Source organism: Aeromonas sp. QDB23 (assembly GCF_027707745.1).
GTDB lineage: Bacteria > Pseudomonadota > Gammaproteobacteria > Enterobacterales > Aeromonadaceae > Aeromonas > Aeromonas allosaccharophila.
The window spans coordinates 24,427-48,917 of sequence record NZ_JAPCJA010000032.1 but is presented as its reverse complement, the minus strand read 5'-3'; the positions used below and the strand labels follow the sequence as shown (position 1 = coordinate 48,917).

23 protein-coding genes, 1 pseudogene and 1 riboswitch are annotated in these 24,491 nt (G+C 61.7%); of the genes and pseudogenes, 14 read left to right on the top strand and 10 right to left on the bottom strand.

Features of this window, described 5'->3' with window-relative positions; translation table 11 throughout:
• The first annotated feature begins 21 nt into the window (after positions 1-21).
• Positions 22-1,287 carry an inorganic phosphate transporter gene (locus tag PG888_RS14290; protein WP_042658053.1) on the top strand — a complete coding sequence of 422 codons (1,266 nt, stop codon included), beginning with the start codon at positions 22-24 and terminating at the stop codon, positions 1,285-1,287.
• Between the two features lie 91 nt (positions 1,288-1,378).
• Here PG888_RS14290 and PG888_RS14285 read toward each other — a convergent pair whose 3' ends face one another.
• Together PG888_RS14285 and metB are read right to left on the bottom strand one after the other, a co-directional pair.
• The gene (locus PG888_RS14285; RefSeq protein ID WP_182938714.1) at positions 1,379-3,835 is read right to left on the bottom strand and encodes a bifunctional aspartate kinase/homoserine dehydrogenase II; all 2,457 of its coding nucleotides are present in this window, start codon (positions 3,833-3,835) and stop codon (positions 1,379-1,381) included.
• Positions 3,835-5,007 (bottom strand): cystathionine gamma-synthase, encoded by a 1,173-nt coding sequence (gene metB / locus PG888_RS14280; protein WP_182938715.1) that lies wholly within the window; start codon positions 5,005-5,007, stop codon positions 3,835-3,837. Before metB ends, PG888_RS14285 begins: the two co-directional genes overlap by 1 nt.
• Before the next feature lie 210 nt (positions 5,008-5,217).
• On the opposite strand from metB, the gene metJ reads away from it, so the two are divergent.
• The gene (gene metJ, locus PG888_RS14275) at positions 5,218-5,541 is read left to right on the top strand and encodes a met regulon transcriptional regulator MetJ (RefSeq protein ID WP_005343046.1); all 324 of its coding nucleotides are present in this window, start codon (positions 5,218-5,220) and stop codon (positions 5,539-5,541) included.
• A 75-nt stretch (positions 5,542-5,616) separates the two neighbouring features.
• Here the strand turns inward: metJ and PG888_RS14270 are convergent, their stop codons facing one another.
• From PG888_RS14270 to nudE, 3 genes are all read right to left on the bottom strand, one after another.
• Positions 5,617-6,888, bottom strand: coding sequence for an aromatic amino acid transport family protein (locus PG888_RS14270; RefSeq protein ID WP_111805985.1), 1,272 nt, complete (start codon positions 6,886-6,888; stop codon positions 5,617-5,619).
• Positions 6,889-7,325: 437 nt separating this feature from the next.
• The gene (cysQ, locus tag PG888_RS14265; protein ID WP_182938716.1) at positions 7,326-8,138 is read right to left on the bottom strand and encodes a 3'(2'),5'-bisphosphate nucleotidase CysQ; all 813 of its coding nucleotides are present in this window, start codon (positions 8,136-8,138) and stop codon (positions 7,326-7,328) included.
• Positions 8,139-8,175: 37 nt separating this feature from the next.
• Positions 8,176-8,784, bottom strand: coding sequence for an ADP compounds hydrolase NudE (gene nudE / locus PG888_RS14260; RefSeq protein ID WP_075115963.1), 609 nt, complete (start codon positions 8,782-8,784; stop codon positions 8,176-8,178).
• A gap of 144 nt (positions 8,785-8,928) precedes the next feature.
• Between nudE and yrfG the strand changes: the two genes are divergently transcribed.
• Positions 8,929-9,609, top strand: coding sequence for a GMP/IMP nucleotidase (gene yrfG / locus PG888_RS14255; RefSeq protein ID WP_182938717.1), 681 nt, complete (start codon positions 8,929-8,931; stop codon positions 9,607-9,609).
• Between the two features lie 85 nt (positions 9,610-9,694).
• Here yrfG and PG888_RS14250 read toward each other — a convergent pair whose 3' ends face one another.
• The 4 genes from PG888_RS14250 to PG888_RS14235 form a co-directional block, all read right to left on the bottom strand.
• On the bottom strand, positions 9,695-9,907 hold the full coding sequence (locus PG888_RS14250; protein WP_005340264.1) for a hypothetical protein: 213 nt from the start codon (positions 9,905-9,907) through the stop codon (positions 9,695-9,697).
• Between the two features lie 114 nt (positions 9,908-10,021).
• On the bottom strand, positions 10,022-10,360 hold the full coding sequence (locus PG888_RS14245; protein WP_076494508.1) for a DUF1294 domain-containing protein: 339 nt from the start codon (positions 10,358-10,360) through the stop codon (positions 10,022-10,024).
• Entirely contained in the window at positions 10,357-10,947 is a 591-nt protein-coding gene (locus PG888_RS14240; RefSeq protein WP_021230902.1) for a sugar O-acetyltransferase, read from the bottom strand. Before PG888_RS14240 ends, PG888_RS14245 begins: the two co-directional genes overlap by 4 nt.
• A gap of 85 nt (positions 10,948-11,032) precedes the next feature.
• Positions 11,033-12,295, bottom strand: coding sequence for an MgtC/SapB family protein (locus tag PG888_RS14235; protein ID WP_182938718.1), 1,263 nt, complete (start codon positions 12,293-12,295; stop codon positions 11,033-11,035).
• A 211-nt stretch (positions 12,296-12,506) separates the two neighbouring features.
• Between PG888_RS14235 and PG888_RS14230 the strand changes: the two genes are divergently transcribed.
• From PG888_RS14230 to PG888_RS14180, 11 genes and pseudogenes are all read left to right on the top strand, one after another.
• Positions 12,507-13,508 carry a sulfate ABC transporter substrate-binding protein gene (locus tag PG888_RS14230; protein WP_075113855.1) on the top strand — a complete coding sequence of 334 codons (1,002 nt, stop codon included), beginning with the start codon at positions 12,507-12,509 and terminating at the stop codon, positions 13,506-13,508.
• Between the two features lie 63 nt (positions 13,509-13,571).
• Positions 13,572-14,147 carry an RBBP9/YdeN family alpha/beta hydrolase gene (locus PG888_RS14225; RefSeq protein ID WP_182938720.1) on the top strand — a complete coding sequence of 192 codons (576 nt, stop codon included), beginning with the start codon at positions 13,572-13,574 and terminating at the stop codon, positions 14,145-14,147.
• A 271-nt stretch (positions 14,148-14,418) separates the two neighbouring features.
• Positions 14,419-15,258, top strand: a complete 840-nt coding sequence (gene cysT, locus PG888_RS14220) for a sulfate ABC transporter permease subunit CysT (protein WP_040067348.1) — start codon at positions 14,419-14,421, stop codon at positions 15,256-15,258.
• Complete coding sequence (gene cysW / locus PG888_RS14215) at positions 15,255-16,145, top strand: sulfate ABC transporter permease subunit CysW (RefSeq protein ID WP_005343065.1); 891 nt, start codon at positions 15,255-15,257, stop codon at positions 16,143-16,145. Before cysT ends, cysW begins: the two co-directional genes overlap by 4 nt.
• Before the next feature lie 22 nt (positions 16,146-16,167).
• Positions 16,168-17,247 (top strand): sulfate/molybdate ABC transporter ATP-binding protein, encoded by a 1,080-nt coding sequence (locus PG888_RS14210; protein WP_182938721.1) that lies wholly within the window; start codon positions 16,168-16,170, stop codon positions 17,245-17,247.
• A gap of 122 nt (positions 17,248-17,369) precedes the next feature.
• The gene (gene cbl, locus PG888_RS14205; protein WP_040096707.1) at positions 17,370-18,317 is read left to right on the top strand and encodes an HTH-type transcriptional regulator Cbl; all 948 of its coding nucleotides are present in this window, start codon (positions 17,370-17,372) and stop codon (positions 18,315-18,317) included.
• Between the two features lie 194 nt (positions 18,318-18,511).
• Positions 18,512-19,725 (top strand): annotated as a pseudogene (locus PG888_RS14200) (threonine synthase).
• On the top strand, positions 19,722-20,387 hold the full coding sequence (locus PG888_RS14195; protein ID WP_182938722.1) for an amino acid ABC transporter permease: 666 nt from the start codon (positions 19,722-19,724) through the stop codon (positions 20,385-20,387). The pseudogene PG888_RS14200 and the gene PG888_RS14195 overlap by 4 nt, the downstream one beginning before the upstream one ends.
• Positions 20,368-21,030, top strand: coding sequence for an amino acid ABC transporter permease (locus PG888_RS14190; protein WP_182938723.1), 663 nt, complete (start codon positions 20,368-20,370; stop codon positions 21,028-21,030). The genes PG888_RS14195 and PG888_RS14190 overlap by 20 nt, the downstream gene beginning before the upstream one ends.
• Entirely contained in the window at positions 21,027-21,788 is a 762-nt protein-coding gene (locus PG888_RS14185) for an amino acid ABC transporter ATP-binding protein (RefSeq protein ID WP_058053905.1), read from the top strand. Before PG888_RS14190 ends, PG888_RS14185 begins: the two co-directional genes overlap by 4 nt.
• The gene (locus tag PG888_RS14180) at positions 21,785-22,621 is read left to right on the top strand and encodes a transporter substrate-binding domain-containing protein (RefSeq protein ID WP_182938724.1); all 837 of its coding nucleotides are present in this window, start codon (positions 21,785-21,787) and stop codon (positions 22,619-22,621) included. Before PG888_RS14185 ends, PG888_RS14180 begins: the two co-directional genes overlap by 4 nt.
• A 150-nt stretch (positions 22,622-22,771) precedes the next feature.
• On the opposite strand, the gene gbpA is transcribed toward PG888_RS14180, so the two are convergent.
• Positions 22,772-24,196: an N-acetylglucosamine-binding protein GbpA gene (gene gbpA / locus PG888_RS14175; RefSeq protein ID WP_182938725.1), complete on the bottom strand. Its 1,425-nt coding sequence runs from the start codon at positions 24,194-24,196 to the stop codon at positions 22,772-22,774.
• A 65-nt stretch (positions 24,197-24,261) separates the two neighbouring features.
• A riboswitch (cyclic di-GMP riboswitch) is annotated at positions 24,262-24,347 on the bottom strand.
• Positions 24,348-24,491 lie beyond the last annotated feature (144 nt).

The window sequence follows — 24,491 nt, the reverse complement described above, 5'->3', positions numbered from 1 at the left end:
CTGACTGGGTAAACACTATTAATGGACATTATCGCGAATTACGGCACCACTCTGGTGCTCGTGGCGGCCTTGTTCGGCTTTTTGATGGCCTGGGGCATTGGCGCGAATGACGTTGCCAACGCCATGGGCACATCGGTCGGCACCAAATCCCTGACCATCCGTCAGGCGATCATCATTGCCATGATCTTCGAGTTTGCCGGTGCCTATCTGGCCGGTGGCGAAGTGACGGCCACCATCCGTAACGGCATCATCGACAGCAATGCGTTTGTCGACAGCCCGGATCTGCTGGTGCTCGGTATGATCGCCTCCCTGCTGGCGGCGGGCGCCTGGTTGATCCTGGCCTCCTACTTCGGCTGGCCGGTCTCGACCACTCACTCCATCATCGGCGCCATCGTCGGTTTTGCGGTAGTGAGCATTGGCCCGGAAGCGGTGCAGTGGAGCAAGTTCGGCGGCATCGTCGGCTCCTGGGTCATCACCCCGGCCATCTCCGGTGTCATCGCCTACTTCATGTTCATCAGCGTGCAGAAGCTTATCTTCAACACTGATGATCCCCTGAACAATGCCAAGCGCTATGTGCCGTTCTACATGTTCCTGACTGCGCTGGTGATCTGTCTGGTGACCATCAAGAAGGGGCTGACCCACGTTGGTCTGCACCTGACCGATGGCGAGGGCATTCTGCTCTCCGTTGCCATCTCCATCGCAGTGGCCTTTGCCGGCTGGATCTACATTCGCGGTCAGAAGTACAACCCGCAGGATGACAGCAAGATGCACTTCGCCAACGTGGAGAAGGTGTTCGGCATCCTGATGGTGATCACTGCCTGTGCCATGGCTTTTGCCCACGGCTCCAACGACGTGGCCAACGCCATTGGCCCGCTCTCTGCGGTGGCCTCTATCGTGGCTTCCGGTGGCGAGATCGGCGGCAGCTCCCACATCGCCTGGTGGATCCTGCCGCTGGGCGGTATCGGTATCGTGATCGGTCTGGCGACCATGGGCGAGAAGGTGATGGCAACGGTCGGTACCGGCATCACTCACCTGACCCCGAGCCGTGGTTTCGCCGCCCAGCTGGCGACTGCCGCGACCGTGGTGATTGCCTCCGGCACAGGTCTGCCCATCTCTACCACCCAGACCCTGGTCGGTGCGGTGATGGGGGTCGGTCTGGCGCGCGGTATTGCGGCGCTGAATCTGGGTGTTCTGCGCAACATCGTGGTCTCCTGGGTCATCACTCTGCCGGCCGGCGCCATTCTGGCCATCGTCATCTTCTACGTGCTGCAGGCCTGCTTCTCCTAATCGAAGCGCCATTCAGCAAAAAGCCCGAGTCATCGACTCGGGCTTTTTTATTGTGCGCGGGAGCTGAGCTGCTCCCTTTGCATTATCTGCCTTAGAGGCTGGCGCAGATCTGCCACAGATCGTACTGGATAGCTGCTGCGGTCACTTCGCGACCCGCCCCCGGTCCCTGGATCACCAGCGGGTTGGTGCGGTAGCTGTCGCTCTCGATGGCGAAGATGTTGTCGCAGGGCAAGAGGTTGGCGAACGGGTGGTGGGGCTCCAGCGCCTCCAGTCCGACCCGCGCCTTGCCGTCATGTTCAAAACGGGCCACGTAGCGCAGCACCTTGCCAAGCCGCCTGGCCCCTTCGAAGGCGGTCTGGATCGGGCCATCCAGCTCTTTCAGCCGGTCCATGAACTGATCGGCGGTCACCTTGCGCAGCGGGACGGGCACCAGATTCTCCAGCTCGATATCGGCGGAGTCGAGTTCGAAGCCCGCTTCCCGCGCCAGAATGAGCAGCTTGCGGCGCACATCCTGACCGGAGAGATCTTCGCGGGGATCCGGCTCGGTCAGGCCGTGCTGCCACGCCTCATCCACCAGCTCGGAGAAGGGGCGGGTGCCGTCATACTGCTGGAACAGCCAGGAGAGGGTGCCGGAGAAAATACCCGAGACCCCCTGAATGCGGTCGCCGCTCTGGCGCAGCATCTGGATGCTGGACTGGATCGGCAGACCGGCGCCCACGGTGGCGTTGTAGCGCCACTGCACCTGATGGTCGCGGCAGGTTTGCTTGATGCGCTGGTAGAACTCGCTGTCGGCGGCACCGGCAAACTTGTTGGCGGCGATGATGTGAATGCCGAGCTGGGCAAAGTCCGGGTAGTAGCGGCTCACCGTCTCGCTGGCGGTCATGTCCAGCGCAATCAGCGCATCGAAGCCGTGCTGCTCAAGCTGGGAGAGCAACTCCGGCCAGATCAGCGGTTTGGGGTTGAAGTTGTCCTGTATCTTGAGGGGGTTGAGCCCCTCTTCATCCAGCAGGCCCCCTTCCGAGCTGAACACCCCGTAGAGGGTGAGTGCCAGATTGAGTTCATGCTCGAGCCGTGACTTTTCCCGGGCGTAGAGGCTCAGCCAGTGGCCGCCGATATTGCCCTTGCCGAACAGCACCAGACCGACCCGGGTCGGGCGGCTGAACAGGGCGCTGTGCAGGGCGATCAGCAGCGGCTCCAGCACCACCTGACGCAGCACGGCCACCAGACTCAGGCCATCTCGGGCCACCTGGACAAACTCCAGCGGCTGATCTGCCAGCAGCTGATAGAAGCGGTGACACTGCTCGGCGTTGTCGGTGACACCGGCCCCCACCAGCGCCACCAGACTGTACCCCTCTTTCTGGATCAGGCCGGTGAAGCTCCCTTGCAACTGGAAGTCGCGCAGCAGCTCGAAAGCGCCCTGTGCCACTTCCAGGGTGTAGGCGAGGCGCAGGATCCGGCGATCAGGCTGGCGTTGCAGGGTGAGCGGGTTCAGGCGGTGGCGGGCGAGATAAGCCTCGATGGTGGCCACGGTTTGCTCGTAGTTGGTCTGCGGCAGCACTTTCAGCTCGATCAGGGCAATCTGATCCACCGAGGAGACGATGCGGGCGCCGCCGGAGCGCGGCGCACGACGCAGAATATGGGTACAGCCCTCATCCGGGTTGTAGCTGCAGCGCAAGGTGAGGCGCTGGCGGCTGTCAGCCACCGGTTGCAGGGTGCGTGAGTGCAATACCGATGAGCCAAGGCGGGCCAGCTCGTTCGCTTCGGCGAGGCTCAGGCGCTCCAGCAGGCGCGCCTCCTTCACCCGGCGCGGGTCGGCGCTGTAGACACCTGCCACGTCGCTCCAGATGGTGGTGGATTCGCCGTCCGCCAGCAGCGCCAACAGGCTGGCGCTGTAGTCGGAGCCATTGCGACCGAGCAGCAGGGAGCGCCCCTCCATGTCGGCGGCAATAAAGCCGGTTACCACAATGCGCCCAGCATGTTCGGCCAGCCGCGCCTTGAGCAGCTCGCTGGAAAGCGCAGTATCCACCTTGACCAGGGCACCATCCTCGGCGCGCAGGAAGCTGCGGGCATCCAGCCAGATGGCCTTGTCGCCGCGGCTGGTGAGCAGGGCCGCCAGCAGGCGCGCCGACCACACCTCGCCAAAGGCGAGCAGGCCGTTGCGGGCGAAGCGGTCAAACTGCCCCTCCAGCGTCTTGGCGATCAGCTGCATGTCGTCGGCCAGCTGCTTGCTCAGGTCGAGCTGCAGTTCACCTTCCAGCAGGCCGTCGATCAGGCTCTGTTGATAGGCCTGCAGGGCCGAGATGGCCTCGCCAGCGGCTTCATCTCCGGCTTCGGCCAGCTCCACCAGCTGGATCAGCCGGTTGGTAGTCTTGCCGGCGGCGGAGACCACGATCAGTTCATCCCCGCCCACCTGTTGTTCAACGATACTGGCGACCCGGCGATAACAGACCGGATCCGCCAGACTGCTGCCACCAAACTTGTGGACGTGACGTCGCTTCAATCCTGCTTCTGCTGCCACCGCGATCTCTCCTTGTTGCTGCTGTTCCATTACTTCGCTACCTGTTCTGCCTGCTGCGCCTGTTCAAAAGCCTGAGCCAGATCGGCCACCAGGTCTTCACCGTGTTCAATACCGACCGACAACCGCAGCAGCTGGGCGCTGATGCCTGCCGCCTGCTGCGCTGCCGGGGTCATGGCCCTGTGGGTCATGCTGGCCGGATGGGCCACCAGACTCTCCACCCCGCCGAGGGACTCGGCCACCGAGAAGAGGGTGAGGGCCGCGAAGAAGGCGCGGATGCCTGCCTCGCTGCAATCGAGTTCAAAACTTAGCATGGCGCCGAAGCCGGACTGTTGACGGCGCGCAATATCGTGGCCCGGATGGCTCGGCAGGCTGGGGTGATAGATGCGTTTTACCAGCGGCTGCTGTTGCAGGAAGGCGAGGATGCGATCGGTGTTCTCCTGATGGGTGCGCAATCTGGGGGCCAGAGTGCGCAGACCGCGCAGGGTGAGGTAGGAGTCGAACGCCCCGGAGGTGAGCCCCAGACAGTTGGCCCACCACACCAGGGATTCGGCCTGCGCGGCCTCTTTGGCAATCGCCACCCCGCCCACCACGTCTGAGTGGCCGTTGATGTACTTGGTGGTGGAGTGCACCACCACATCGGCACCGAGGGCCAGCGGCTGTTGCAACAGGGGGGAGAGGAAGGTGTTGTCCACTACAACTTGCGCACCCACCTCGTGGGCGGCGCTGGCGATGGCGCTGATATCCACCACCCGCAGTAGCGGGTTGGAGGGGGTCTCGACCCACACCAGTGTCGGCTTTTGTGCCAGTGCGGCGGCCAGTGCGGCCTCGTCACCCTGATCGACAAACTGCACCCGGTAGTGGCCCTTGGCCGCCAGATACTCGAACAGACGCCAGGTGCCGCCGTAGCAGTCGTGGGGGGCGATCAGCAGATCCCCCGCCTTGAGCAGTGCTGTGGTGACCAGATGGACGGCACCCATGCCGGTGCCGGTGACCACGGCGCCTGCGCCCCCTTCCAGTGCCGCCAGCGCGTCCGCCAGATTGGTGCGGGTCGGATTGCCGGAGCGGGCATAATCGTATTGACGGGGCTCGCCAAAGTCGGCAAAGGTGTAGTTGCTGGAGAGATAGATGGGGGGCACCACGGCACCGTGTTGCTGGTCTGTCTCAATCCCGGTGCGAACCGCCAGGGTGGCCTTGTGGGTCATGTCACTCTCTCCTTGAACTGTCTCTGGGCGATGGCTGCGTTGCCTGCGCCACGGCGATCCTGCCATTACTGGCCTATGGTGAACCACCTTACGCCAGCACAAAAAAGCCGTCAACACTTCCAGACGTCTAAATGGCTTTGCTGTTGGATTGCCATTAATTTCCTTAAGGGTTAAAATCCGCGCTCACGGCTAAATGAGAACAGGTGAGTCATGGGAACAGAGTGGAACGGCGACTACGTCAGCCCCTACGCGGAACACGGTAAGAAGAGCGAACAGGTCAAGAAGATTACCGTCTCGATCCCGCTCAAGGTGTTGAAAGTGTTGACCGATGAGCGCACCCGCCGTCAGGTGAACAACCTGCGTCATGCGACCAACAGCGAGCTGCTCTGTGAAGCCTTCCTGCACGCTTTCACCGGCCAGCCGCTCCCTTGCGACGAAGACTTGCGCAAGGATCATCCGGACAGCGTCCCTGCCGAAGCGCGCGCCATCATGGAAGCGCTGGGCAAAGAGATCGAAGATTTCGACAAAGAGTAAGCGATTTGCCATGCACAAGAGGCGACCTTAGGGTCGCCTCTTGTCGTTTCAGCAGCCCCGTTCGCGGGGTGGTGCTTATTTCAGCAGGCTGAAGATCAGCGCCGATACCGCCAGCGAACCGGTCAGCAGGATAAAGCCGTTGGTCCAGCCGTGACGGAAGCGGGCCAGCGCCTCCACCTTGTAGATCGCAATCACCGGCATGATGAACAGGATCATGGCGATGACCGGGCCGGAGAGGGTCTCCATCAGCCCCAGAATGCCCGGGTTGATCACGGCGGCACCCCAGATGGCGAAGAACATCAGGGCGATGCCCAGCTTGTCCGCCTTGGCCAGCGGCAGGCCGGTGGGCTTGGCGATCAGGCTTTTCAGGCTTTCGCGGGCACCGAGGAAGTGGCCGAGGAAGGAGGAGCTGATGGCGATAAAGGCGATCAGCGGCCCCAGAGTCACGATCACCGGGTTGTCGGTGATGTTGGCGAGATAGGAGAGCACCGAGACGTTCTGGGTTTTGGCTTCAGCCAGCTGTGCCGGCGAGAGGCTCAGCACGCAGGAGAAGACGAAGAACAGCACGAAGCCCACCAGCATCACTGTGGTGTTGCGCAGGATCAGGCCGCTCTTGGCTTCGGCTTGCTCGCCATATTCACGGCGCTGCACGTTGGCAAAGCCGGAGATGGCGGCGGCGTGGCTGAAGGCGAACACGGTGACCGGCAGCGCCAGCCAGACGGTATTGAGGAAGCTGACCCCTTCAAACGCGGTCACTTCCGGCCACTGCCACTGGGGAATGAGGTAGCAGGAGAGCGCCGCCAGAATGGCCGCCAGCGGATAGACCATAAAGGCGAAGGCGCGCAGCATCGCTTTCTCACCCGCCAGCATCACGGCGATCATGGCGAACACCAGCACGCCGGAGAGCATCACCCGATCCGGAGCCGCCATGCCGAGCTGGTTGACCATAAAGCTCTCCACCGTGTTGGTCAGTCCGACCCCGTAGATGAGCAGGATCGGGAAGATGGAGAGGAAGTAGAGCGCTGAGATGAGGCGACCGGCCATCTTGCCGAAATGCTCCTCCGCCACTTCAGTGAAGTCGGCGTGGGGACGTGAAGAGGAGAGCACGAAGCGCGCCAGCCCGCGGTGGGCGAGGAAGGTCATGGGGCCTGCCAGTACCGCGACGATGACGAGGGGCCAGATCCCGCCCAGACCCAGGTTGATGGGCAGGAACAGGATGCCAGCGCCAACGGCGGTACCAAACAGACTGATAACCCAGTGGGTGTCGTGACGGCGCCAGCGGGTGGTGCTGGCCGTGGTGGAGCAGGAACCGGATAGCTCCTTGGTAGCCTCTACAGATAAACTCATTACTAATTCACTTTTTGTCAGTGTTTTAATCTGAGTTCATTGTGGTTTATCGGGATTTAATTCTCAAAAAGCGAGACTGAAACATATCACTGCCATTGCAGGCTTTAGCCAGTGAGATTGGGAATGGAATCTGGATCACGGAATTCAACAAAACTAAAACTCATCTATTTTGCAAAATATAAAACCAAAATTTGATCTGGTCTCATTTTTTTATTTTGGCTAATTAGGTGTTTTCAGGATTACATGAAAAATAGCACCATTTCTCACCGCCTGGTTGTGATGTTTCACTATCATTTCGCTGCTTTGCCAGCGTATCACGCTGTTCAAAAGCGCCTTGGGTAGCGGATCACACCGGCCATCACCCCGGACCACGACTCTGAAAAAGCAGGCGGCCATCGGGCCGCCTGCTTGTCTGGTGTGATGATAGCTCTATCCGCCTAGTGGGCTAGAATGCTGCCCCAGGCGAGATCCGGATCCCCCATCACGATAAAGTCCGGGTTCTCCAGCGACTCGGTTTCGTTGTAACTGAGCGGCTGCAACGCCAGGCTGAGGATGCGGCCACCGGCCGCCTCGACGATGCACTGGGCGGCGGCGGTGTCCCACTCGCCGGTGGGGCCGAGCCGCACGTAGCAATCGGCAGCCCCTTCCGCCACCAGACAGGATTTGAGGGAGCTGGAGCCGAGCGGGATCAGCTCGTAGTTGATGGCCGGGTTGAGGCGGCGGGTGAGGTTTTCCAGCTTCTGGCGGCGGCTGATGGCCACCACCAGCGAGTCGGGCTGTTCATGCTCGTGGTGCATGGCGCTGATGGGCAACACCTCGCCATTCACCTCCTTGAAGGCGCCGTAGCCGCGCACCGCCCAGTAGAGCACGTCAGACTCGGGGGCGTAGATGACTCCGAGCACCGGCACATTGTCCCGTACCAGGGCGATCAGGGTGGCGAAGTCGCCGCTGCCCGCAATGAACTCACCGGTGCCGTCGAGGGGATCCACCAGCCAGTACTGTCGCCAGTTGGATCGCTGGCTGAAGGGGACATCGGCCGCCTCTTCGGTTAGCACCGGCACATGGGGGGTGAGCGCCGAGAGCGCCTGTTTGAGGTAGGCATCGGCAGCAAGATCGGCACTGGTGACCGGAGTGGCATCCTCCTTCAGCTGACGCTCGAACTGACCGCCATGATAGATGTCGTGAAGGATCCTTCCGGCTTCGCGGGCAATCTCCTTGACCCCCGGCACCCAGGCCAACAACTCCTGCATCTCGTTATCCTCTGTCTGTTAACTGCCCGTCTGCGGGCTACTCTGCCTGCTCCGCCAGCCACTTCTGGGCCAAGAGCAGGGCACTGATGCTGCGCGACTCGGTGAAGTCTGGCCGCGCCAGCAATTCGTCGATCCGGTTCAGCGGCCAGGGGATCACTTCCAGCGGTTCGGGCTCGTCGCCGATCCGCTGCTCGGGGAAGAGATCCCGGGCCAGCAAAATATCCATCCGGCTGGAGAAGTAACCGGGCGCCAGCGACACCTGCTTGAGCAAGGTCAGGCTGTTGGCGCCAAAGCCCGCCTCCTCCATCAGCTCCCGGTTGCCCGCCTCGAAGGCGTTCTCGCCCGGGTCGATCAGCCCCTTGGGAAAGCCCAGCTCGTAGGAGTGGGTGCCAGCGGCATATTCGCGCACCAGCAGCAGGGTGTGGGCATCGAACAGTGGCACCACCATGACGGCGCCACGATTGCCGCCGCGCATCCGCTCGTAGACCCGCTCTTCGCCGTTGGAGAATTTGAGGTGTAGCGATTCCACCTTGAACAGTCGGCTCTCGGCCACGATATCGGCCTTGAGGATCTCCGGTTTGCTCTTGGGGTGATCCAGTTGGTCGGCTGAGATGTGCTCTGGTTTGCTCTTGTGGGGGTCGCTCATCGGACGCTGGCTGCTCGTTAAAAAATCGTGCTTCAAGAGTAAACGACTCTCACACCGAACACCACGGGCCAGGGATGGCAAAGGGGGAGGAAAAATCCGTTATACTGCCGCCCCGTTTTCCGAGATCCGCGATCAAGAGGCCCGATGCCACACTTCCGCTCCACCACTTTGCCCTGGCACCAGATAGATACCGTCTTGCTCGATATGGATGGCACCCTGATCGATCTCCATTTTGACAACCACCTCTGGCAGCAGCTGGTGCCGGAGCGTTACGCCGAGCGGCTCGGCCTGCCGCTGGATGAAGCCAAAGCGCAGATCGACGTCCACTATCACGCCGTCAACGGCACCCTCAACTGGTACTGCGTGGATTACTGGAGCGAGACCCTGGGGCTCGATATTCGTGCCCTCAAGCAGGAGCTGCTGGCGAAGATCCAGTGGCGTCCTCACGCCATCCCCTTTCTGGCCGAGCTGCGCGCCGCGGGCAAGCAGTTGGTGCTCTTTACCAATGCCCACCCAGCCAGCCTGTCGGTGAAGGATGCGCAGTTGGGACTAAGCAACCATCTGGATTTGATGGTGAGTACCCACGAGCTGGGCTGGTCGAAGGAGAGCCAATACTGCTGGCAGGCACTGGCCGAGCGGCTGGCGTTCGATCCGGCCCGTACCCTGTTTGTGGATGACAGCGAGCGGATCCTGCGGGCTGCCGCCGACTACGGTATCGGCTACCAGCTGGCGATCCAGAATCCGGATAGCTGCAAGCCGGAGCAGAGCATCACCGCTTTTCCGGCGATCCGCGACTATGCCGAGTTGCTGCCGCTGGTAATCTGAATTTGCTGAAACGAGAGAGGGCTGTATCATGCAGCCCTCTTTCTTTGATTTGAATTTTGGTTATCTGACGCCTGCTGGCGAAAAATCACAGCTCCCGAAACGGGCGCCGTTTCTCCTCTTCGATGACGATCGCCTCCAGATTGGCGATCCGTTCTTGCAGCTCACGAATGATCATATCCTGCTTGCCTAGGCGGTCGGTGATGCGGGCATCCCCCATCTGATAGCGTGCCCGTTTGCCGAGATATCCGAACAATACGCTGATAAATACGATCAGGACTATGCCTGTCCACATGGTCATGTCACGACTCCTTGTCGTCTATAGACGGCGAAAACGCTGATGAGATCTGCTCTGTTTTCTCACAGCCGCCGGGCGGCCGCAATGGGGCCCATTGTCCCTTTGTGACGCAGACAGCTATTGCTGCCAGAGTGGCCGCCCGACCCAGAGCGCCCACAGGGTGAGGTGCAGCAGCACGATAAACCAGAAGACCAGCCGGTAGCTGCGCTTCTGGGTCTTGTGACGCAGCCACTGGCGGGCCACCAGAGCGCCCGGCCAGCCGCCGCACAGCTCCAGCAGATGGAGCCTAGATTCGGGAATGCGCCATTCACCCCGTACCGCCTGCCGCTTGTCCCAGGCGTAGGCGGCCACCGTGAGCAGGCTCATGGTGAGCAACACGGCCAGCGGCCACCACTGCTGCTCGCCGAGGCCGAGCCAGAGGGCAGCGCCCAGTGGCAGCAGCGCCAGCGCCATCATTGGGCCAACTCCCAGCAGCGCTCCTCGTCCTGCTTGAGGGTGCGGATCACCTTGGCCGGATTGCCCACCGCCACCGAGTCGGCCGGGATGTCGCGGGTCACCACGGCGCCCGCACCAACGATGGAGCGTGGTCCTATGGTGACGCCGGGGCAGATGATGGCTCCGCCGCCAATCCAGCAGTCATCGCCGATCCGCACCGGCTTGTTGTAGGCGGTCCAGTTGCGTCGTTCCAGATAGTTCATGGTGTGGGTGGCGGTGTAGATCTGCACGTTGGGGGCCAGCAGCACATGGCTGCCGATGTGCACTTCGCCCACGTCGAGAATGGTGACGTTGAAGTTGAAGAAGGTCTTCTCGCCGATGTGGATGTTGCGGCCAAATTCGCAGGTAAACGGCGTGCTGATCCAGCAGGAGTCCGGGCAGTGGCCGAACAGCTCGCGGCAGATCTGCTGGCGCAGAGGAGCATCGCCCGCCGATGAACCGTTGAGCTTGGCCAGCAGCGCCTGACCGCGGATCCGGTCGTTGGCTATCTCCTCGCTCTGGCTATCCAGTGCCCCACCTGCCAGTACCTTGTCCCAGTCGCTCGCCATTGCTACCTCCTCATGCTGCAAGAGCAGGCAGTATACGTGACAGTCAGGGGGTCGTCAGTCTGTCACTTGTTGCAGGTGATCCTCGTCAACCTGCGGGCCAGACGAGGGGCAGGATCAGCAGGGCCGAGATGAAGTAGGGGAGCAACACCCGCAGCCCGAGACTGCGGCCGCCAATGCCGAGCGCCAGCAACCCCTTCACCAGCGAGTTGACCAGTCCGGCCAGCAGGATGCCGCGAGCGGCCACCTCCAGCGCCAGCTCCTTGTGGGATAGCTGGGAGAGCGACAGCGTGATGGCGTCCACGTCGGTGATCCCCGACACCAGCGCCAGCAGATAGACCCCGGAGTTGCCCACCTTGTCTTGCAGCAGGGTGGCCATAAAGCCGATCAGTGCCAGCAGCAGACCGAACTTGATGGCGGTGGCCAGATCGAGCGGGTTGCTGGTTTCCGGTTTTACCGGGCCGTCGGTCAGCTCCTCGCGCTGACGCCAGAACCAGAAGGCAAAGCCGTAGACTGTGGTGGCCAGCAGCAACAGGGGGGCGACGAGGCGCATAGCCAGTTCGCTGTGAATGAGCAGCACCAGCACCAGCAGCCGCAACCACATGGTGGCCCCTGCCAGCAGGATGCCGGTGGCCAGCAGTCGCTCCAGCCCGCCCTGCTCCTTGTTAAGGCGGGCAAACTGCAGGGTGAGGGCGGTGGAGGAGGCCAGCCCGGCCAGTATGCTGGTGAGCACCAGCCCGGAGCGGGTGCCGAGCAGCCGCACCGCGAAGTGGCCACAAAACGAGATGCCGGCGATCACCACCACCATCAGCCAGATCTTGAAGGGGTTGAAGGCATCGAGGGGCCCCATCTCCTCGTTGGGCAGCACCGGCAGCAGCACCAGCGAGATAAGCAGAAAACGCAGGGTGGCGTGGAATTCGGTTTCACTCAGAAACAGCATCCCCTGCTGGATCTGCCCCTTCAAGCCCATCAACAGGGCGGCCAGTACGGCGCAGGCGACCGCCTCGCTCGGGCTGAGCAGCACCGACATCAGGCCGAGCAGGTAGGTGAGCAGCATGGCCACCGAGCTGGTGAGGCCGAACTCCCCCTGCCAGCGCTGGGCCAGCCAGACCGAGAGGCCGCAGCCGGCCACCACCGCCAGCAGGCCGAGCAGCGGTAGCCAGGGGCCCAGGGTGGGCAACAGCAAACCGCACACCCCGCCAAGCAGGCCGATAAGGCCGTAGGTCCGCATCCCGGCGATGCGCTGGTTATCCCCCAGCTGGCGCACCTGCCAGCCCCGCTCCAGCCCGATGATAAGACCGATGGCCAGCGAGACCAGGGCTCCATTGACGGGTTCGGCGTTGATCCACATGGCGGCTTCCTTTTCGCGTTGTTGCTGCCTGATCCCATGATGGCACAGGGCGTAAGGAGGCAGAGGGGCGTGGCTCACAGAGTCTGCGTCCGGCTCCCGGTGCAAGTGGCTGATATGAGCAAAAGAGATAAGCAAAGAGTTATTTCTTCCTTCTGGGCATAACAACTCCACGGCATGCTGTTCTCAACCCAACAAGATATGGAGAATCACCATGAAACTGCGAATGACCGCCCTGACCCTGCTCTCCCTGCTGGCATTTGGCCAGGCCAATGCCGCCGAGATCCGTTTGCTCAACGTCTCCTACGATCCGACCCGCGAGCTGTTTCAGGAGTACAACGCCGCCTTTGCCAAGGAGTGGAAGGCGAAGACCGGCGACGACGTGGTGGTGAGCCAGTCTCACGGTGGCTCCGGCAAACAGGCCCGCGCCGTGGTGGATGGGCTGGAAGCTGACGTGGTGTCGCTGGCGCTCGCCTACGACGTCAATGCCGTCGCCAAGGCGGGATTGACCGCCACCGACTGGCAGAGCCGCCTTGGCAACAACGCTGCGCCCTATACCTCTACCATCGTCTTCCTGGTGCGCAAGGGCAATCCCAAGCAGATCAAGGATTGGGACGATCTGGTGCGCAAGGATGTCGCCATTGTCACCCCCAACCCCAAGACCTCCGGCGGGGCTCGCTGGAACTATCTGGCCGCCTGGGGTTACGCCCTGAAGAAGAGCGGCAGTGAAGAGGGGGCCAAGCAGTTTGTCGGCGATCTCTACAAGAACGTGAAGGTGCTGGACTCCGGCGCTCGTGGCGCCACCACCAGCTTTACCGAGCGCGGTCTTGGTGACGTGCTGCTGGCGTGGGAGAACGAAGCCCTGCTGGTGCTCGGTCAGACGGGTGCCAGCGACAAGTTCGAACTGGTGGTGCCTTCGGTCTCCATTCTGGCGGAGCCGCCGGTTGCGGTGGTGGACAAGGTGGCCAGGAAGCACGGTACCGAGGCGGTCTCCAAGGCCTATCTCGATTATCTCTACTCTGACGAGGGGCAGCATATTGTCGCCAAACATCACTATCGCCCTAGCAACCCGGCGATCCTGAAGGAGACGGCGGCGCAGTTCCCGCAGCTTGCTCTCTTTACCGTCAAGGATCTGGAAGGGGATTGGGAGAAGGCCCAGAAGAAACACTTCGCCCAGGGCGGTCTGTTTGACCAGATTTATCAACCGGGTGGCTGAGGCTGACAAGCTCTTACCCCATCTTTAGCACTGGCCCCTGTGCCAGCCGATAGGAGCACCAAGATGAACAAGATCCTCCTGGTTCCCGGTCTGCACATCAGTGGGCAGGATCACTGGCAGAGCCGCTGGCACGATCATTTTCCCCAATGGCAGCGGATGACCGGGCTACCTTGGGACAAGCCGGACCTCAGGGTCTGGAGTGCCAAGCTGGCGAGCAAGCTGAAACGTCGCCGCAGCCGGGTCCATCTGGTGGCCCACTCTTTCGGCGCCCTGACTGCCATCGCGGCGGCCCGCTTGCAGCCGGAGAAGGTGGCCTCGATCTTTCTGGTGGCGCCCGCCGATCCTGCCCGTTTTGGCATTGTGGATGAGGCCTTGGCCGGGCCGCTGCAGGTGTCGGCCCAGCTGGTGGCCAGCCGCAACGATCCCTGGATGAGCTTTGAACGGGCCGAATACTGGAGTCGCCAGTGGCAGGTGCCGCTGTTCGATGCCGGTGAGGCGGGCCATATCAATGCCCAGTCCGGTCATGGGGACTGGCATCAGGGGCTGCATTTGCTGGGGGCTCTCTACCGCCGTGGTGAGCTGGTGGTGGCACCGGTCAAGACCGCATCGCCCCGGCCGGTCGTACTGGGCTTTCGCTAGGTATCTGTGAAGTGGTTGGAGGGTTGGCGAGCGCGCTGTTCGCTGGCTACTCCATGCCCCCGTTCTTTGAATGCTCCGCTCCGTATTGCTCCATTTCTTAGGTCTTTTATTTATATAAAAGACCTTTTTTTATTTGGATCGCTCTAAAAGCCTTGTCCCACCGTTGTTAGATAAAAAAGTAATTAGCAAAGTCGCAAATGGTGTTTGTTGCCGATGAGGGGAGTGAGCAGAATCACCATATCGAAAATTCTTCATAACAGATGGATGTGTTATGCGATTTGGTTCTTATTCTGTCCTGCCCGGTTTTGGCCCCACCTTGGGGTTCAGCCTGCTCTATCTGGGCCTGCTGGTGCTGTTGCCGCTCTCGGCCCTGGTGCTGTTTGCGATCAACAACCTGACCGCCGCCGAGTTCTGGCAGGTGATCGGTTCACCCCGGGTGCTCGCCTCCTTTCGCCTGAGCTTCGGTGCGGCCTTTGTCGCGGCGCTGCTCAACAGCCTGTTTGGCCTGATCCTGGCCTGGATCCTGGTGCGTTACACCTTCCCCGGTCGTCGTCTGGTGGATGCGCTGATCGACCTGCCATTTGCCATGCCGACCGCCGTTTCCGGCATCGCCCTGTGCGCCATCTTCGCCCCCAACGGCTGGATCGGCCAGTTGCTGGCGCCGCTCGGCATTCAGCTCGCCTACAACCCTATCGGGGTGGTCATCGCACTCACCTTTATCGGATTGCCGTTTGTGGTGCGTACCCTGCAGCCGGTGCTGCGGGAGGCTGAAACCGAGCAAGAGGAGGCGGCCGCCAGCCTCGGCGCCGATCGCTGGCAGACCTTTCTGCGGGTGCTCTGGCCGACCCTGGTGCCTGCCCTGCTCACCGGTTTTGCGCTGGCGTTTGCCCGTGGGGTGGGGGAGTACGGCTCCGTCATCTTCATCGCCGGCAACCTGCCGATGGTCTCGGAAATCGCGCCGCTGATGATCATGAGCCACCTGGAGGAGTATGACTACGCCGGTGCCTCCGCCATCGCCGTGGTGATGCTGCTGATTTCGTTCATTTTGTTACTGCTAATCAACAAGTTGCAGGCCTGGAGCTGGTCTCGCATCGGAGGGAGCCGGATATGAGTTCATCTGCTATCGCCATTGAGGCGGCCTCTGTGGAGGCGACCCCCGCTCGCAAGGCGCCGGTCGTGATCCGTGAACCCCAGTGGGTCAAGTGGCTGCTCATCACAGTCGGTTTGGGCTGGTTTGCCGCCCTGTTGCTGCTGCCGTTGGCTACCGTCTTTATTCAGGCGCTGACGCCGGGGCTCGCCTTCTTCTGGCACGCCATCAGCGAGCCGGATGCCTTGAGCGCCCTCGGTCTCACCGCGTTGGTGACCCTCTGTGCGGTTCCACTAAATCTGCTGTTCGGGATTGCGGCGGCCTGGGCTATCGCCCGTTTCCGCTTCCCCGGTCGGCAGCTGCTCATCACCATCATCGATCTGCCCTTCTCGGTGTCGCCGGTGATCGCCGGTCTGATGCTGGTGTTGATGTTCGGCAGCCGCGGCTGGTTTGGTGACTGGCTGAGCGAGCACGACATCAAGATCATCTTCGCCACCCCGGGGATCATCCTGGCCACCACCTTCATTACCGTGCCCTTCGTGGTGCGCGAGCTGCTGCCCCAGATGGAGGCACGCGGCCCGGAAGAGGAAGAAGCCGCCATCATGCTGGGGGCGAGCGGTCTGCAGATGTTCTGGCGCGTCACCCTGCCCGGCATTCGCTGGAGCCTGATGTATGGCCTGCTGCTCTGTACCGCCCGCGCGGTCGGGGAGTTTGGCGCGGTGTCGGTGGTCTCCGGCCATATTCGCGGCCAGACCAATACCCTGCCGCTGCATATCGAGATCCTCTACAACGAGTACCAGACCGGCGCCGCCTTTGCAGTGGCAAGCCTCTTGGCTCTGTTCGGGATCTTCACCCTGCTCGGGGAAACCCTGTTGGCCCGGCTGCGTGCCCAGCCCACCAAATCTCACTGATCACCGTTTTAAAGAGGCAGCCATGAGCATTCAGGTTCAACAACTCAACAAGCATTTCAATCAGTACGCGGCGCTGGCAGACATCAACCTCGACTTTCACGACGGTGAGCTGGTGGCGCTGCTCGGCCCCTCCGGCTGTGGCAAGACCACCCTGCTGCGGATCATCGCCGGGCTGGAGCAGGCCGACAGTGGCAGCGTCATCATCCGTGGCGAGGATGCCTCGGATCTCCATGTGCGCGAGCGCAATGTCGGCTTCGTGTTCCAGCACTATGCCCTGTTTCGCCATATGACAGTCTTCGAGAACGTGGCGTTTGGCCTTAGGGTCAAGCCGCGCAGTGAGCGCCCGGCCGAGGCGGCCATTCGCGCCCGGGTCAAGGAGCTGCTGGATCTGGTGCAGCTCAGCCACGTGGCCGAGCGCTACCCTACCCAGCTCTCCGGCGGCCAGCGTCAGCGGGTCGCGCTGGCCCGCGCGCTGGCGGTGCAGCCCAAGGTACTGCTCTTGGACGAGCCCTTCGGCGCCCTCGATGCGCAGGTGCGCAAGGAGCTGCGCCGCTGGCTGCGCGAGCTGCACGACGAGCTGCACGACGAGCTGCACGTCACCAGTCTGTTCGTGACTCACGATCAGGAAGAGGCGCTGGAGGTAGCGGATCGGGTTGTGCTGATGAATGCCGGACGGGTCGAGCAGATCGGCACCCCGGCCGAGGTCTACGACCAGCCCGCCAGCTCTTTCGTCCACAGTTTCCTCGGCAGCGTGAACCAGTTCCGCGGTCGGGTGGCGGAGCAGGGATTCGGAGTCGGCGAGCAGCTGCTCGGCGGGCCGTCGGCTTCCCATCTGGCCCACGGCAGTGCCGCCATCGCCTATGTCCGTCCCCATGAGCTGGAGATCTTGCCAGCCGATGCGCCGGGCGGGATCCGCGCCACCATTACCCGTCTGCTGCCCATGGGACCACGCATTAGGGTGGAGCTGCGTGGCGATGGAGAGACCAAAGGGGCCCACTACGAGGCGGAGCTGAGCAAGGAGGCGGCCAAGCTGTTTGTCCCGGGTCAGGGGGTGAAGCTGGTGGCCAGACAGGCGCAGTTCTATCCTGATTATCAGATTTGATGCTGTGTTGCGGGCGGTGTGGCCGCCCGGTTCAGGCGCTCTGCCGGGGCATGATCCGGCCAAATAACAAAAATGAGAGGGCGAGCAGATTGTGTCGCCCACTCTTCGCAGGAGGCGACAAGGTGAATTTTCAGCAGTTACGCATTATCCGGGAGGCAGCGCGTCGGGATTACAACCTGACCGAGGTGGCCAATGCCCTTTTTACCTCGCAATCCGGGGTGAGTCGCCATATCCGCGAGCTGGAGGAAGAGCTCGGCATCGAGCTCTTTATCCGCTACGGCAAGCGGCTGCTCGGTATGACCGAGCCTGGCAAGGAGCTGCTGGTGATTGCCGAGCGCATTCTCAATGACGCCAACAACATCCGCAAACTGGCCAGCACCTTTGCCAACCGCGACTCGGGCCGCTTGCTGGTGGCGACCACCCATACCCAGGCCCGCTATGCCCTGCCGCGGGTGGTGAAGGCGTTTCGCGAGCAGTTTCCGCTGGTGCAGCTGGAGCTTCGTCAGGGCAGCCCGGAGGAGATAGTGCGGCTGGTGCAGACCGGCGAGGTGGATATCGGCATCAGCAGCGAGCAGCTCGACAAGAGCGAAGGGGTGGTGGCATTCCCCTACTACCGCTGGCACCACAATATCGTGGTGCCCGAGCAACATCCGCTGGCTGGCGAGCGGGATCTGACGTTGGCGGCGCTGGCCAACTGGCCCATCGTCACCTATCAAGCCGGGCTGACCGGGCGGGTGCGGGTGGATGAAGCCTTTGCTGCGGCTGGCATCGAGCCGCAGATCCTGCTGACGGCGCAGGACTCCGATGTCATCAAGACCTATGTCGAGCTGGAGATGGGGGTCGGCATACTGGCCGACATGGCGTTCGACACCCAGCGCGATCAGGGGCTGGTGCAGCTCGATGGCAGCCATCTGTTTGCCCCCCACACCGCCTGGATTGGCCTCAAGCAGGGGCAGTTCCAGCACAACTTTGCCTGGCAGTTTATCCAGCTCTGCAACCCCGAGCTGGCGCTGGCGGATATTCAGGCCCGCGCCATGGGCAGCGAGCCCGCCCTCGACTTCCAGATTTGAATCGGAAGAGATGACAGAAGGGGAGCCAATGGCTCCCCTTCCTTATTGCTGGCAGATGAGATTGCCAGCGAAAACAGACGGCTTCATATGAATTTTTTCACTTAGGTTTGCCAGTTAATTTTGTTTGTTATCCGGTACTTGGGTTGCAGGATGGAATAAGTGACTGACCAAAGTCGATCCATTCAGGATAAAGCATGCCGTATAGCTACCTATCACATCTGCGTTGCAGCAAGAAAGTGGCGAGATCCATGAGGCTGACCAGCCTTGGCAACTGAGCCGGGCAGGTGCGCCACTGCTGGCCAGCTACGATCTCGATGCGCTGAAGCGAGCATGGCACCCGGCGGCATTGCTGGGGCGCCCGGCCAGCCTGTGGCGTTATCACGAGTTGCTGCCGGTACGGGATCCCGCCCACGTTGTGACGCTGGGGGAGGGATTCACCCCACTGCTACGGCTGCCTACGCTGGGCAAGCAGATCGGTATTCCGGATCTCTGGATGAAGGATGAGAGCGTCATCCCCACCGGATCTTTCAAGGCTCGTGGTGCAGCGGTGGGCATCTCCCGCGCGCGTGAACTCGGCGTCACTCACTTCGCCATGCCGACCAACGGCAACGCAGGCGCTGCATGGGCGCTCTACGGTGCCCGTGCCGGACTGCGCAGCACCATCGTTATGCCGCAGGCAGCCCCCTCCATCACTCGACTGGAGACCTCTCTCGCCGGTTCCCGTCTATATCTGGTGGATGGCCTTATCAGCGACGCCGGTCGTCAGGTGGCGCAGGCGGTAGCGGAGCAATCCCTGTTTGACGCCTCAACCCTGAAGGAGCCCTACCGGATTGAGGGCAAGAAGACCATGGGGCTGGAGATTGCCGAACAGCTGGGCTGGACCCTGCCGGATGTGATCCTCTATCCCACCGGCGGCGGGGTCGGCCTTATCGGTATCTACAAGGCGCTGCGCGAGCTGCAGGAGTTGGGTTGGGTCAAGGGGGCGTTGCCCAGACTGGTCGCGGTACAGGCGAGCGGCTGCGCGCCTATTGTGCAGGCGTGGCAACAGAGAGCCACCGAATCGAGCTTCTGGCCCGACTCCCAAACGCTGGCGTTCGGCATCAATGTACCCAAGGCGCTGGGGGATTTTCTGGTGCTGGATGCCCTCTATCGCACCGAGGGTTGCGCCATTGCGGTGGATGACAAGGCCATCCAGAGCGAGATCCGCCAGCTTGCCTCTCGTGAAGGGAGCTTTGTCTGCCCGGAGGGGGCCGCTGCGTTTGCTGCCGCGCGTCAACTGCGCGAGGCTGGCTGGATCCGTGGGGGAGAGCAGGTAGTGGTGCTCAATACCGGTGCCGGTATCAAGTACCCGGATGCGATCACTGTGCTGCCCCAGCGTCTGCAGCGTGACGGGAGGATCCCGGCATGAATCTGGACTTGCCTTTCATCCTTACGACGCTGCCCGCCTTCGGCAAGGCGGTCTGGGTCACCTTGCAACTGGGAACCCTGGTGATCCTCACCTCGCTGGCGGTCGCCCTGCTCAATGTGGTGCTGTTGAGCCTGCACAAGCGGCCGCTCAGCGCGCTGATCCGCGGGTATGTCGAGCTGGCCCGCAACACGCCGCTGCTGACCCAGCTGTTCTTTCTCTATTTCGGACTGCCTGCGCTGGGCTTGTCGCTCTCCGGATTTGCCACTGCGGTGATCGCCATGACCTTCCTCGGCGGGGGTTATCTGACCGAAGCGCTGCGTGCAGGCATTCAGGCGGTGCCCGCCAGTCAGCTGGAGGCTGGCCGAGCCATCGGCCTCTCTCGCTGGCAACTGCTGCGCTACGTGCAACTGCCTCAGGCCTGGCTCGCCACTCTGCCCGCGCTGTTTGCCAACTTCATCTTCCTGCTCAAGGAGACGACGGTGGCTTCGGCAGTGGCGGTGCCAGAGCTGCTCTACACCACCAAGAATTACATCGCCCTCTACTACAAGACCTACGAGATGCTGGCGGTACTGACATTGATGTGCGTGCTGATTTTTCTGCCGCTGTCGCTTGCTCTGCGAGTCGTTGAAAGGAGGCTGCAACATGGTCAGTTCGGTCACTGAGCTGCTAATGCAGGCACTGCCACTGCTGGCGGTGGGCGCAGGCCAGACCCTCACCATCTCGCTGCTGGCCATCCTGTTTGCCACCCTCGGCGGAGTTGCTTACGGCGTGCTGGCGCAACAGGGCGGTCGGTTGGTGCGGGGGCTGCTGCGTCTCTATCTCGAGCTGTTTCGGGTGGTGCCGGTGCTGGTGTGGCTCTATCTCTTTTTCTTCGGGTTGCCGATCTTTTTCGGCCTCGATATGCCGGCCTTCTGGTGCGCCGTGCTGGTGCTCGCCCTGTGGGGGGCCAGCGAGGTGGGGGAGGTGGTGCGTGGTGGTCTGGGGTCCCTCGCCCGTGGTCAGCAGGAGGCCGGGCTGGCGCTCGGGCTCTCGACCTGGCAGCTCTATCGCCATGTGTTGCTGCCGCAGGCGTTGCAGCGGCTGACGCCGCCGACCATCAACATCTACACCCGCATCATCAAGACCAGTTCGCTGGCGGTGTTGATCGGGGTGGTAGAGGTGATCAAGGTGGGCCAGCAGATCATCGAGCGTACCTATGGCTCGGTGCTTATTTACGGTCTGCTGTTTCTGTTCTTTTTTCTGGTCTGTTATCCGCTCTCGCTCGCCTCGCGCTGGCTGGAGCAACAATGGGGTAATGCGGTATGACACCTCTGCTTGAACTCGGTTCTGTCAGTAAACAGTTCGGCCCGAATCGGGTGCTGGATCGGATCAGCCTCAGCGTGCGCGCCGGGGAGGTGATCGTCATCCTGGGGCCGAGCGGTTGTGGCAAGAGCACACTGCTGCGCACTCTCAACGGGCTCGAACCCATTCAGGGGGGCGAGATCCGCTTCGATGGTGTGCTGCTGGATGGTGCCACCGACTGGCAGCGGGTGCGCCAGCGGATCGGCATGGTGTTCCAGAGCTATCACCTCTTCCCCAACCTGACGGTGCTGGAAAACGTGCTGCTTGGCCCCCTGCAGGTGCAAAAGCGGGAGCGGGCAGAGGCGCTGCTGCAAGCCGAGCAGCTGCTGACCCGCATCGGCCTGTGGGAGCGGCGCCATGACTATCCGCGCCAGCTCTCCGGTGGTCAGCAGCAGCGCATCGCCATCGTGCGGGCGCTGTGCATGAACCCGCAGGTGATGTTGTTTGATGAGGTGACCGCTGCGCTGGATCCCGAGATGGTGCAGGAGGTGCTGGAGGTGATCCGCGATCTCGCCGGCAGCGGCATGACCCTGCTCATCGTCACCCACGAGCTGGCCTTCGCCCGGGCGGTGGCGGATCGCATCGTCTTCATGGATGGCGGCCACATTTTGGAGCAGGCCGCACCCCACCAATTTTTCGACAATCCCGGGAGCCAGCGTGCGCGCCAGTTCCTCGCCAAGTTTTCTTATACAAATGTCATCAAACGAAAGGAGTCAGCATGAAAAAAATCACCTCGGTTCTGCTTAGTGCCTTATTGGGGCTGGGTCTCGCCAGCGGCGCTGCCCATGCGGCGGACGGTTCCCTCGACAAGATCAAGGCGCGGGACAAGCTCATCGTCGGCGTCTTCACCGACAAACCACCGTTTGGCTATGTGGACGAGAAGGGGAACTACGTCGGTTTTGACACGGATCTGGGTCGCCGCTTCGCCAAGGACCTGCTGGGGGACGAGAACAAGATCGAGTTCGTGGCGGTGGAGCCCGCCAGTCGCATCCCCTTCCTGCAGAGCGACAAGGTGGATCTGATCCTCGCCAATATGACGGTGACCCCGGAGCGGCGCGAGGTGGTGGATTTCACCAACCCGAACCTGCGAGTGGCGGTACAGGTGCTGGTGCCGGAAGGGAGTCCGGCCAAGAAGCTCGACGATCTGGCCAGCAAGACCCTGATCGTGACCACCGGCACCACGGCCGACATCTGGCTGACCCGCAACCACCCGGAGTGGAAGGTGCTCAAGTTCGAGAAGAATACCGAATCCTTGCAGGCGCTGGCCCAGGGTCGTGGCGATGCCTATGCCCAGGACAACCTGGTACTGTTCAGCTGGGCCAAGGAGAATCCGGGCTACCGGGTGCTGCCCGAAAAACTGGGCTCGGAAGATCCCATCGCCCCGGCGGTGAAGAAGGGCAATATCGAGCTGCGTGACTGGGTCAACGATCGTCTCGCCAAGCTGGGGGAAGAGAAGTACCTGCTGAAACTCTATGACCAGTATGTGCGTGACAAGCTCAGCCCTGATACCGATCCGAATGATGTGATAGTCGAAGGAGGAAAATGGCAGGGTTAATGGACAAACCCTGTTTCGAAGAGTGTGTTGAGTGTGTGAAGTAAGTGAAGAGTGAGGTCTTGGTTCCGTTGGTATGCAAACCGCAAGGTTTGATTTTTCCGGGCGTCCCCTGCTAGAGAGGACGCCCTTTTTTATGTGCCCAAGCGTGGATTAGTGCACTTCATCCCACGCCATCTGCCAGTGGGAGCCGATGCCCGGCTCGTACTGGGTCGCGGTGGTGGTCCACTGCTGGCAGTAGCCACTGTAGGGGAAGGGCTTGCACTGATAGATCTTGCCGTTTTTCGGCTGCAACACCCTGGTACCGGCGGTGTAGGACTTGATGTCGTTCGGGAAGCGGAACTGGTAGTCGCCGCCACTGCTCTGCTCCTTGAACATCAGATCCATGGTCTGCTGGAGGGTCTCGCCGCCCGCTTTCGGGGTGGCCTTGATCACCAGCTGGTGGTGACCTGCCGTGAGCCCTTCCAGCGCCATGCTGAAGGTGTGGCTGCTGTCTTTGATATCTGCACGGCTTTCACCCTTGGCGACGCCGCCGTGATCATAGAGGGTGTTGGAAACGGCCAGATCGCCCTGTGCAGTGACGGTAAAGTCGAGGGTTGCCTTGCCGTTGTCCAGCACATAGTCGCTGGCCAGACCGCTGACGCTGATGCTGTCCACCACAGGCGGTTGCAGCTGTTGCAGGTCAATCTCGACTCGCTCCAGTTTGCTGTCACGCTTCAGATAGACGGGGTTCATGCCGTAGACAGGATTGAACTGGCCATCGGCCCCTTGCTGACCGGCGCGGATCTGGCTCTGTTCGGCGTTGATCTTGCTGGCGAGGGCGTGGGCCCAGTTGTTCTTCTGGCCCTGCTCGGCAGTGGCGATGGTCAACACGGTTTGCAACTCGGGGCGCTCGCCGTTGGCATCGAATACCCGGGTCATCGCCTTGTCACCCACCGCGAGGTCGATGGAGGGGTAGATAGTGCCTGCCTGGCTCCACTCCAGCGGCGGCTGGCTGCCATCTTTGAACTTGGCATCGATGATGTTGTAGAAGCTGTTGCTGGTGTCGCCCACTTCCCACACGCCGAGGATCAGTTGATAACCGCTGCGCTCCGGCAGGGTACAGTTGTGGGTCACCTGCTTGGGCGGTTGCACCATGTTGCCGTCGATGACGCAGAAGGGGGTCAGGTCGAACGAGGCGCGGGTGAGCGGCTGGTTGGGGTTCCAATCCTGCTTGGTGAGGTAGTAGCGCCAGTTGCGGGTGACGTGGTTGGCGGTGAAGGTCCAGCTGATGGCGAAGGGGCCGGGTTGTACTTCGCGCTTGGTCCAGCGATCGCTGGTCTGGATGTTCAGCTCGCTCCAGCGCGGGCTGCCCGCCGAGGCGATTTGACCATCCTGCGGGCCGCTCTGCGGAAAGCCGGAGGGACCCTCTACGCTTTGCGGTTCCCACTGCACGCCGCCACACTGGCTGTTGCCGCCGGTGTTGCACAGGTAGTTGCGGCTCTCGGGCTGCTTGATGTAGCCATGCGCAAGGGCGCTGCCGCTGGCCAGCAGGGCTAGCACTGCGGCGATGTGATTGAGTTGGATTTTTGCTGCCATACATTCCTCTGTTCGACAGATGTGGGCAGTCAGTTGGCCGGGGAGTTCCCCGATGCACACTGGCGTGTGGCAACCCCGCTATCCTGGACAACATGTCTGTAGACCGGAGGCTTTGCGTCCCGACCTTTCGGTCGGTTTGCCAAATGACTGGATGGGTATTGATGGGCCACATGTTCGGCCATCAGCATTGTGCACCTCATTGATTAATTATTTGAAGTTAAATGTTTAAATACACCGTCAAACGGAGTGCAGCCAATCCTAACCAGTTGTTTTTAAATCGTTCTCTTGTTGGTGA